This window comes from Butyricimonas hominis, assembly GCF_014287455.1.
Lineage (GTDB): Bacteria > Bacteroidota > Bacteroidia > Bacteroidales > Marinifilaceae > Butyricimonas > Butyricimonas muris.
Map to the genome: position 1 here is coordinate 94,982 of NZ_JACOOH010000012.1, position 9,871 is coordinate 104,852.

Sequence of the window (9,871 nt, forward strand, 5' to 3'; positions counted from 1 at the left end):
ACTAAAATGAAACATTCAAATTAAACGAGAACGTCGGACGCAATGATATATTCAACTCAGGAGCATTTCCCGACTGAGTGGCAGGATCCTGTCCTTTCAGCTTCTTATCACAAATCATAAACAGATTCGTACAAGCAAAACCGATATAAGCCGATTTCATAAAGAATTTCCGACAAAAATCATCCGTAAACTGGTAACGTAAAGAAAGCGATTGCATCTTCAAGAAATTTCCACTTGCAACCCGAATATTCGAATTGTCATACATTTCCCAGATATTATTGGCAAACTTGTAATCATTATTGTTACACCAAGGCTCTAACAACGATTTAGTAAACTGAGTCCCAGATAATACCCCGGGAATATTCGTGTATCTCTCGTCACCGGGCTGCCGCCAACGATTCGCGAATTCTTTGCGTACATTCTCGGTTGGAAGCGGGGCTATCGACCCATTGATACCGTTCACATTAGGATACATTTGCAACAAGCGAACCTTCGAGCCCAAGCTATACGCCAAGTTAAATGATAACGTGACCCCTTTATAAGAAAAAGTATTACTGATTCCACCTTGAATTGTCGGTACGCGAGTTCCTGAATGTTCCATCACTTCCATAAACACTTCTTCCCGATCCATATCACGATACTTTTCCCTTAAATCCACCGCGTTCTTTTTCGTTTCATCGTTAATATCAAACAAGGGCAGACCATTAGCATCTACATAAAAACCTTCTGCCGAATCCACCATCGAACCGGTATTATAGAACATCGGTCGACCATCCCGTTCACTCAAACCGGCAAAACGATAAGAATAAAACGTATTCACCGGACGCCCCACGATAAGCACACTTCCTTTCAAATATTTATCGTAAGTCGGCGTATCCTGCAAGGGATTATCTTTCACTTTCCTTTTGTTAAGCAATTGATTCAACACCGAACCGAGTTGAGGATCAATCGACCAGTGAAATCCCCGAACGTTTCCGGCAGAACGGAAATCAAGCGGCACAATTTTCAAGGAAATTTCCGTCCCCTTGTTCTCCACGGTTCCTTTGTTCATCGTGTATGACGACCGCCCGTTCACAGTTGAAATAGTCTTCGATAGGAAAGCATCTCTGGTCTTTTTATAGAAATAAGACACCGTACCGTTCAATTTCTTTTTAAAGAACGAAAATGTCAATGACACGTTGGTAGAAGAAGTTTTTTCCCATTTCAAATCGGGATTCGGATAAGTCACAATTTTGGCATAAAGTTCCCCCCCGGCATTAACCGAGCCCTCTTTCGAAACAACTAGCCTTGAACTCTCCGAATCCAACATATTCCCTTGATAACCATAAGAAGCCAAGAGAGAAAGTTCATTGATCCAATCCGCTCCTTCCAAAATATTTTCCTTAACATTCCACCGACCGGAGAACGACCAGATCGGGGCAAGTTTTTCGTTAGCCCTACTACCGAATTGATTGGATTGATCAAAACGAATATTGGCATTCAACACATACCACATTTTATACGCGTAAGACACGCTCCCGTATCCGGACAATAAATTCGATTTCGACAACTTGCGAGTGGAAGGATTACTATTCATCCATCTTACAAAGGCGGAATATTTTGTTATATCATCAAGTTTGGCAACAACCCCTCCCCGATCACGCATATACCCTCGCTGGATATGCTTGAATTGGTCCGATTCCGACGAAGAAACTTCAAACCCCGCCATAGCACTTAAATTGTGGTTCTCTTGAAAAGTTTGAGCATAACTCAACTGCAAACGCAACATATAGTTGTGTTTCTGATCGCTCTGCTTCTCAATTTCACCACCCATTGGGCAAAGACTATTCATGCTAACATCCCCTGTAGCCCCCTCTGTTTCTTGACGCAAATTCCCTATATAAAAAGATTTTTCACCATACCACGTTTCTTGATTGGAATTCGAAAAACCATAAGCCAGCGTTGCGCTCAACTTCAAAGGATCAATAATCTGGTAACCCACTGTCGTGTTAAAATTAAACGAATACTGATCAATATCGTACGAGCTATTCTCCACCTCGTTCAAGATATTAAAATAAGAACCGGCATAGTCACCTCTTTTATAAAACCAATAAGAACCATCCGGGTTCGTGGCAGGTACTGCACGGCTAGTATGATAAGCATAATTCATCACGTTCACATTTTGAGGCGTGTATTCCCTTTCCAGCGCGCTAGCGTCCATGCCTGCCTGAACCGAGAATCGATTAAAATGAGCCGACAAATTCATATTAGCCGTATAGCTTTTATTCGCCTCCCGCTTCGTGGTCCCTCTGGAATCATTGTAACCGATAGAAGCATAATAGGTTACGTTTTCACCACCACCGGATATGCCGATCGTGTGCTTGTGAGAGAAAGAATTCTGTCCCAATAAACCGAACCAATCCGTGTTCAATTGTTCCAAATAACCAATCTGTCGGTTCATTTCATTGAAATCGATACGATTCTGGTAATAATCCCGCATAACACCTTCATAACCTACCCAACTCTTGAAAGAAGGGAACTCCAACAAAGCCGCATCCATCTCCCGGCTATAAGCAATTCGCTCCTTGGAATTCATCATATACACGTTTCGGTCGCCATAGTGCGGACGTCTTGTAAAAGTTCCCGACAAAGCATAAGATACCGACGGGGGACCTTGCCGACCTTTTTTCGTCGTGATCACAATAACTCCATTCGCGGCACGAGCCCCGTAAATAGCAGTAGCCGAAGCATCCTTCAACACGTCAATCTGTTCGATACTCTCCGGGTCCAACCCTGAAATCGCGTTACCTAACAAGTTCACGAAGTCCAAATCGTTCAACTTTGCCGGATCCACGTTCACCGGATCGGTACGGACTATTCCGTCAACCACCCACAACGGTTCCTGATTTCCCAACAGCGTGGAAGTTCCCCGGATTCTCAACCGCGGCGCAGCTCCCAACTGTCCGGAATTCTGCATAAACATCATACCCGGCACGTGTCCTTCCAACATCATATCAATCGTGTTCAACCCGGGAACCCGAATATCATCTGCTTTAATAGAGGTAATAGCACTCGTCAATTTACGCTTGTCCACCTGCTCGTACCCCGTGTTCACCACGACAACTTCATCCAATTGATTCAACGACTCTTTCATTACCACATTGATCGTATCCTTCCCGGTGTACGCCACAGTCTGCGTTTCCATTCCTAAAAAAGAAAACATCAATTCGACAACATCCGCTTTCGGCACGGGTAGAGTATATCTTCCCTCCATGTCCGTTGCCGTTCCCCGGCTTGTTCCCTTCAACACGACCGTCACCCCGGGAAGCGGAGCTTTTTTCTCGTCCGTGACCTTTCCCCTGATGATGAGCATCTTCTTCTCGTCCTTGGGCTCCTCTTTAACCTTAATAACAACAATATTGTTGTCATAAGAATACATCAGACCGTAACGAGGTAACAGATCATTCAGAAAAACCAAAAACTCCTTGTCCTTCACGTCCAAATTCTTCACAACCTTCCCTTCCATTAAATTCAAGTCATAAAGAAAATCGCAAGCAACTTGTTTACTCACTTCTTGTAACACATCGTTCAAAGAGGCTTCTTCCACATGTAAAGAGATCTTTGCCTCCTGTGACAAGGTTGTTGCATGAACCGTCATACAAAAACCTAACATCAATACACTCAATAATTTCATGTTAATTAACATCTTACGATACAAAATCAATCGCCTAAGATTGACACACATTCGTTTTTTCTCCATATTTTTGCTTGTTAGTAAATAAAAATATACTTTTTAACCGTTTCAAAATCAAAAAAGTATATGGTTATCAGGTTGGGACCCTTATTTCCAACCTGTTTTTCTTTTTACCGTGATTACTTTATCCTTTATTATAAATTCAACATTTCCAGTTTCTTCAAACTTATCCAATAAATAAAGAAAATCATCATACCGCTTCAATCGTCCCGAAAACTTATTGTTCTTCAGTGCTTCATCCATATAAAACACCTCCAAACCATACCACTTCGCCAACACTTCCATGATATTTTCCAAAACCTCCCCGTTAAAGCAATAGAATCCATCTTTCCACGAGGTGTAATACATCGTCGTCACACTCTTTTTCTCCGCATTCCCAGTCACCTTGCTAAACACTACCTGATGCCCCGCCTGCAACTCAAAACGTTGATCATGGTCACAATCCACTTGCAAACGCCCTTCCTCCAACGTAGCGATAATCTCATCCTGCTCCGGGTAAGCCTTAATATTAAAAGAAGTCCCCAACACCGTCGCATCCATGTTCAACGCGTGCACGATAAACCGCTTTGCCGAATCTTTAGCTACCTCGAAATAACCTTCCCCCTTCAAATACACTTCCCGATTTTTCCCTGAAAACGCCTCCGGGAAGCGAAACTCCGAATCCGCATTCAAATGAACCGTTGTCCCATCCGCCAAAAGCACCCGGTACTCCGCTCCCGCGGGAACCGTGATCGTGTGGTACGCCACCTCCTCATTCTCCTCCTTGCCACCATCATTCGTGCATATCAACGTGCTATTATCATTCTCTATACGCGAGAAACTATCCTTCACGATCACCTCATTTATTTGCCCCGCACGCAACGGAAGGACCTTCCCGTTATCCAGTTTCAACGTCACCAAAGTACAATCATCGGCAAAGATATTGACCTTCTTCTCCTTCACGGGACTTTTAAACAAGAACGTCAAACCGATCAGGAGCAACGCCACGGCAGCCACAGCCCCGCCATACCACAAATTACGCCGCCGATTCCTCCTTCTCCACCTACGTCGGATAACCTCCATTCCCGCCTCGGCATCCCGCTCCAACTCTTCCTGCAACGTTTTTCCTACACGCATTCCGTCCAATACTTGAACAATCCTCGCATCATCCCCTTCCTGAAGCCACTTCTCAAGCTTCACCGAATCACTCGCGGACAATTCCTCATCCCCGAAATAATCAACCAATATATCTTCAATTTCTCTCATTCACGTTCGCTTTTTATATATAATCTACAAAAAAAGACAAAAGGGTGACAGCAGAACAAATATTTTTTCAAAAAAAACAGGAATCAAGTTATATCATCGAAAAAATGTATCTTTGATGGAGGAATAACACAATTACGAACACGAGGGAATAGAAATAGAACGAAAAATCATAGCCAAACTCAAAGCATGAAACTCAATCTAAAATCGTAAATCATAAATCTAAAATCTATCAAGAATCACTTGGCAAAGAATTATAAACCGCCAATCCTTTTACCGTTAACAGATATCTTTGCCTTGGATGTTTAGGATTGTTAGGGTAGAGCATCACAACAAAACCCTCTTTCATGGCAGGATTCAGATAATTTGCTATAAAGTTCTCCCGGTCTTTCAAATTCATGGCCGCAAGCATTTCTTTAATTGATAGTTGCCGCTCAGCCAATACATGAATCAGGGTTTGTATTGTAGCAGAACTTGTCGGGTGCTTGTCGGGTACTTGTCGGGTGTTGTTGCTCAATCCAGCTTGATGGAGGCTCCACAACCATATACAGCTTGAAGCCCAATAAAGGTCTTCTAGCTGATATTCAACAAAGAAGTTTTATTATTTTGTATATAGACAAGAAAGAAAAAACGAGATCCATTTTATTGAATCTCGTTTTTGTATTCAGAATTATTCCATGAAAAAATTATTCCCCAGCCATACGTTCGGCAATCTTCACTGCCTGCAAAGCATTCAAAACACCTCCCGTAACACACAATTCTTCAAAATCTACCACCTTTGCCTCTTCCTTCTTTACCCCAAAAGCACGAGGCGACTCAACACGACGCCCTTTCCACGACTCCACACCCTCCAAAATCGCCTGTTTAACTTGGTCAGCCGTCAATTCCGGAAAATAATTCCATATCAAAGCCGCCACCCCGGTAACCACGGGAGCCGCCATACTGGTTCCGGACATTTTTTTATACCGATCATTCAATACCGTAGAATATATATGTTCACCGGGTGCGAAAAGATCGACACTGATTTTCCCGTAATTACTGAAACGGGAAGCCTCCCCGTATGGTCCTATCGAACCGACACAAATAAAATTCCGTAACGTTTTCTTCCGGCTTAAAAATTTATTCGGGTACCCAGGGTATTTATCTAGTAAAAAACCATCATTCCCGGCAGCTTTCACGATCAACACCCCTTTACTCTCGGCATAACGCATAGCCTTATACACCAACTTCTTATTCGGGGAAAAGAATTTATTAATACTCATATTAATCACCCGAGCTCCATTATCCACGGCATAATAAATAGCCGATGCCACATCCTTGTCCTGCTCATCACCATTCCCGAGCATTCGCACGAACATCAGTTCTACATCCGCAATCCCGTTCGCACCTGACTCACCGGTCGGTTTCGCTCCCACGATTCCACCTACATGCGTTCCATGTACCGCGTTTGCCCCAAGCAAATTATTATTCCCGTAGCAACGTATCTTCAAACTATTCAAATCATCACCCACGGATTCGCGCATTTTCTGCCTCTCGTGCATAACCTCAACCTTCTTTCGATAAATTTTCAACGAATCCGGCAACGAACGCAAAGTAGAAAAATGCCGAACCACATCGACAAAATAACGATACTCCGCCTTTTCCTTCCTCGAAAGCTTCATTGTATCAACATTCGTAAACTTATCGCGTAAACGCAAAAATTCCCAATCCGCCGCCACGGTTCCGGGTATATCTCTTCCATCGGGTAAACCCAAAAAATTCCAACCATGAACGTCATCCGCGAACCCGTTATTATCATCATCAATACCGTTCCCGGGTATTTCTTTCCGATTCACCCAAAGCCGATCTTTCAAATCCCGATGCGTCACATCTCCCCCGGCATCGATAATGGCCACAACAGTTTTCGCCTTGGGTTCCCGTCCTTTCAGGTAATCGTAAGCCCTATATATATCCGCCCCGGAAACCGTATCGACCTCCATACATCCCCAATGCCAATCACGGGGCAACTCTTGAGGTCTTAATATCGCGACTTCGCTAGATTGCCCTTTCTTCATCTCCTCTTGGGCTATAAGCCCTAAAGGCAATAAAAATATCAATAACTCCAAAAAAACTATTGCTTTCATTTCTCTCATTTTACTATTATACACTTACATACGTGGAAATGCCATCACGCATTCCCTATCCATATTAAAATCTATAAAAAGTACCTAAAGGGTGACAAGCAACAAATTATTTTTTTACCAGAAAAATAAAAAGGAAAGGTATATCATTATCTTTCATCTCCTTACGAAGGAATTTCAATGCCCTTGACAACTGGGTTTTCACGGTATTCTTAGAGATTTCCAACCGCTCCGCCACTTCTTGGTAAGACATACCATCAACAAAAACCATCATAAACACTTGACGCCGCTCCGCGGGTAACAAATCAATCATTTGATAAACGACCTTGATAATATCTACCTGCTCCTCCAGTTGTATCGTGTCTTCTTCAGACATCACTTCCCGAGAAAAAGATTGGTAAGAATCCTCTTTTCGCCGTGCTTCTTTCAAATAAGTTATAGCTGAAAATTTAACCGCTTGAAAAATATACTTATCCAAACCGGATTTCAATGTCTTGTAAGGCTTCGTGACCCAGAATTTAGCCAAATAATCCTGCACGATATCTTTCGCCACCTCCTTATCATTCACCACTTGATTCGCGAAAAGCACCAACGTTTTATAATACGTATCGTATAGCAACCGAAAAGCTTTCTCTTCTGTTTCACCAAACATACGAAGTATTTTCTCTGCTATCATCATTTTCGCATAACGTTTAAATACGCCAAAAAAGTTGCACAAACCAGCAACATTGACGGCTTCAAAAATATAAAAAATATACAAAACACCAAAATCAACGAATCATTCTAAAATAAAACCTCTCCCCACGCCCCTTGTACTCCCCTTACCCTACCCCTTCGCAACCTCATGAACGTATCATGAACGTACCATGAACGTATCATAGACGTAAATCTGCGTTCATGATAGGTTTATGCCTCGAAAGAGCAACACTTGTAAGGTTGGGGAAGGGGATGTCAAAGAGGGGGATGACCCGGAACAATATTCCTCGAGAACGCGTTACTACCCCCGCCGTCCCTTCGTTCGAATCCCTCGAAAAAAAAAGAGAGTCAGACACTTGTTCCAACTCTCATTCATCTCAATTTCAGCGGAAAGAGGGGGTTTTGAACCTATGACTCTAACCGCTTATATTTCAGCTACTTTGCTTTCAAAATTTCAAATAGGTAACGAAACAGTAACGATTTTCAACCGTTAAGCCTGTCCAACTTTGACCGCTGTTTGTCTGCCTAACTTTCGGGTTCAAAGATACGGCATTCTTTTGAAACTCGCAAATATCTGATAATAAATATTTTTGGGTTAGTGCAAGGTGCAAGCTATATATATAAATATATACTTGCACCTTGCACTAAAAAAAAGCACTGGGGTACAAATGGTTAAAACAAAATCCGTATCTTCGTAACCGATTAAAAACAAACGTGTATGATAATAACTAACCGTGAAGAAGTAATAGATAAAGCGTTCGGAGTATTTGTCAGGATGAACTACGAGAAAGCAAGCATCATCACGCTTGCCAAAGCCTGCGGAGTGACAAAAACGGGCATCGTTTATTATTTTCCGCACAAGCTGGATTTATTCATGGCTGTGGCAGACAAATACGTGCTAAAAATGCACGAACCGGGAAACAAGTTTGCCGCTCCTGCCGATACGTTGGAGAAGTTCATCGGGCAATACGTGGCGGGGGTAGCCGCTTCCATGAAAAGGATTGTTGAACTGATTGACGATAATAGCAGCCCGCATGATTGTAGCCCTAACTTCTACTACTTTCATTTCCTGTCACAAGTGCGTATGTACTATCCGGGCATCAGGCAGAAAATTGAGAAAATCTACCGACAAGACTATGACCTATGGGAGAAAGTCATACAAAAAGCAAAAAACAGCGGGGAAATCAGAAACGACACGGACGTGAAGAAAACGGCTACCATGTTCCGGCAAATGTTTTTAGGACTGTCATACGAACAAGCATTTCTGAACGGTCTAAACGTGGACGAACTGGCAGAAAACTTTCGCTATATCTATTCGCTGCTTAAAGCCTGATACAGTTTTGTTTTTTTAACTTCTATTATTTTTGAACGTATGTTCAAAATGTGGCGTTTTTGTTTTATCTTTGGAGCATGAAGCAAAATTCAGCGACATGGATAAGGTTCAGAAACAAAGAGGAAGCATCGTGCTACACAAAGAAACAAGGGACGGTGCAGACTACATACGGATAGAATATGCGAACAGTCAGGCTGTAACCCAACTGCTCGCCCAAGACACGGGTATGGAAATGGCTGGCAACGGCTCTGCATACATGGCATCAGCCGCTTTCAGCCTGCCGGATTTCTACGACCGCTATTCGCCCCACGCCTATATTGATTACAGCCGGGTTTACGTGCGGCATCCCAAACCTAAAAGGGAATACACACTGCCGAAAGGCTACCTCGAACTGCTGGAACAGAAGCGTTACAGCCCCTCGACCGTCAAAACATACCGTGCCTATTTCAGCGACTTCATGGAATATCACAAGGGACGGAACATCGACCGCCTGAAAGTGCCGGACATCAACAAGTACATACTCTATCTTGTGAACGAGAAGAAAATCTCGGTGTCGCAACAGAATATGCGCATCAATGCTATCAAGTTCTATTACGAACAGGTGAAAGGCGGCAAACGGCAATACTACGGCGGTATCACCCGTGCCAAAGAGTACAAGAGCCTGCCCGAAGTGTTGAGCAAGAATGAAATTAAGCGCATCCTTGCACAAATTTCCAACATCAAGCATCACTGCATGATTTCGTTGGT

At 43.0% G+C, this 9,871-nt stretch carries 7 protein-coding genes; 2 read left to right on the forward strand and 5 right to left on the reverse strand.

The annotated features are described in order from the left end of the window. Position 1: 1 nt before the first annotated feature. From H8S64_RS21230 to H8S64_RS21250, 5 genes are all read right to left on the reverse strand, one after another. Positions 2-3,673 (reverse strand): SusC/RagA family TonB-linked outer membrane protein, encoded by a 3,672-nt coding sequence (locus H8S64_RS21230; RefSeq protein ID WP_255469663.1) that lies wholly within the window; start codon positions 3,671-3,673, stop codon positions 2-4. 147 nt (positions 3,674-3,820) lie between these two features. Beyond that, a complete protein-coding gene (locus H8S64_RS21235) occupies positions 3,821-4,978 on the reverse strand; it encodes a FecR family protein (RefSeq protein ID WP_186978643.1) in 1,158 nt (385 codons plus the stop codon). 229 nt (positions 4,979-5,207) lie between these two features. Further along, positions 5,208-5,516 (reverse strand): Fic family protein, encoded by a 309-nt coding sequence (locus H8S64_RS21240; protein ID WP_186978644.1) that lies wholly within the window; start codon positions 5,514-5,516, stop codon positions 5,208-5,210. Between the two features lie 145 nt (positions 5,517-5,661). Further along, the gene (locus tag H8S64_RS21245; protein WP_186978645.1) at positions 5,662-7,098 is read right to left on the reverse strand and encodes a S8 family serine peptidase; all 1,437 of its coding nucleotides are present in this window, start codon (positions 7,096-7,098) and stop codon (positions 5,662-5,664) included. A 106-nt stretch (positions 7,099-7,204) separates the two neighbouring features. Then, the gene (locus H8S64_RS21250; RefSeq protein ID WP_186978646.1) at positions 7,205-7,774 is read right to left on the reverse strand and encodes an RNA polymerase sigma-70 factor; all 570 of its coding nucleotides are present in this window, start codon (positions 7,772-7,774) and stop codon (positions 7,205-7,207) included. A gap of 735 nt (positions 7,775-8,509) precedes the next feature. On the opposite strand from H8S64_RS21250, the gene H8S64_RS21255 reads away from it, so the two are divergent. Both H8S64_RS21255 and H8S64_RS21260 read left to right on the forward strand, forming a co-directional pair. Continuing rightward, entirely contained in the window at positions 8,510-9,124 is a 615-nt protein-coding gene (locus H8S64_RS21255) for a TetR/AcrR family transcriptional regulator (protein ID WP_065537820.1), read from the forward strand. A 97-nt stretch (positions 9,125-9,221) separates the two neighbouring features. Beyond that, the coding region (locus H8S64_RS21260; protein WP_186978647.1) for a phage integrase N-terminal SAM-like domain-containing protein at positions 9,222-9,871 on the forward strand (650 nt) is incomplete at its 3' end.

What these genes read in the sequence shown, in the direction of transcription:
- H8S64_RS21245 (WP_186978645.1), bottom strand. Translation starts at nt 7,098, where the DNA reads ATGAAAGCAATAGTTTTTTTGGAGTTATTGATATTTTTATTGCCTTTA.
- H8S64_RS21235 (WP_186978643.1), bottom strand. Translation starts at nt 4,978, where the DNA reads ATGAGAGAAATTGAAGATATATTGGTTGATTATTTCGGGGATGAGGAA.
- H8S64_RS21250 (WP_186978646.1), bottom strand. Translation starts at nt 7,774, where the DNA reads ATGATGATAGCAGAGAAAATACTTCGTATGTTTGGTGAAACAGAAGAG.
- H8S64_RS21255 (WP_065537820.1), top strand. Translation starts at nt 8,510, where the DNA reads ATGATAATAACTAACCGTGAAGAAGTAATAGATAAAGCGTTCGGAGTA.
- H8S64_RS21230 (WP_255469663.1), bottom strand. Translation starts at nt 3,673, where the DNA reads ATGAAATTATTGAGTGTATTGATGTTAGGTTTTTGTATGACGGTTCAT.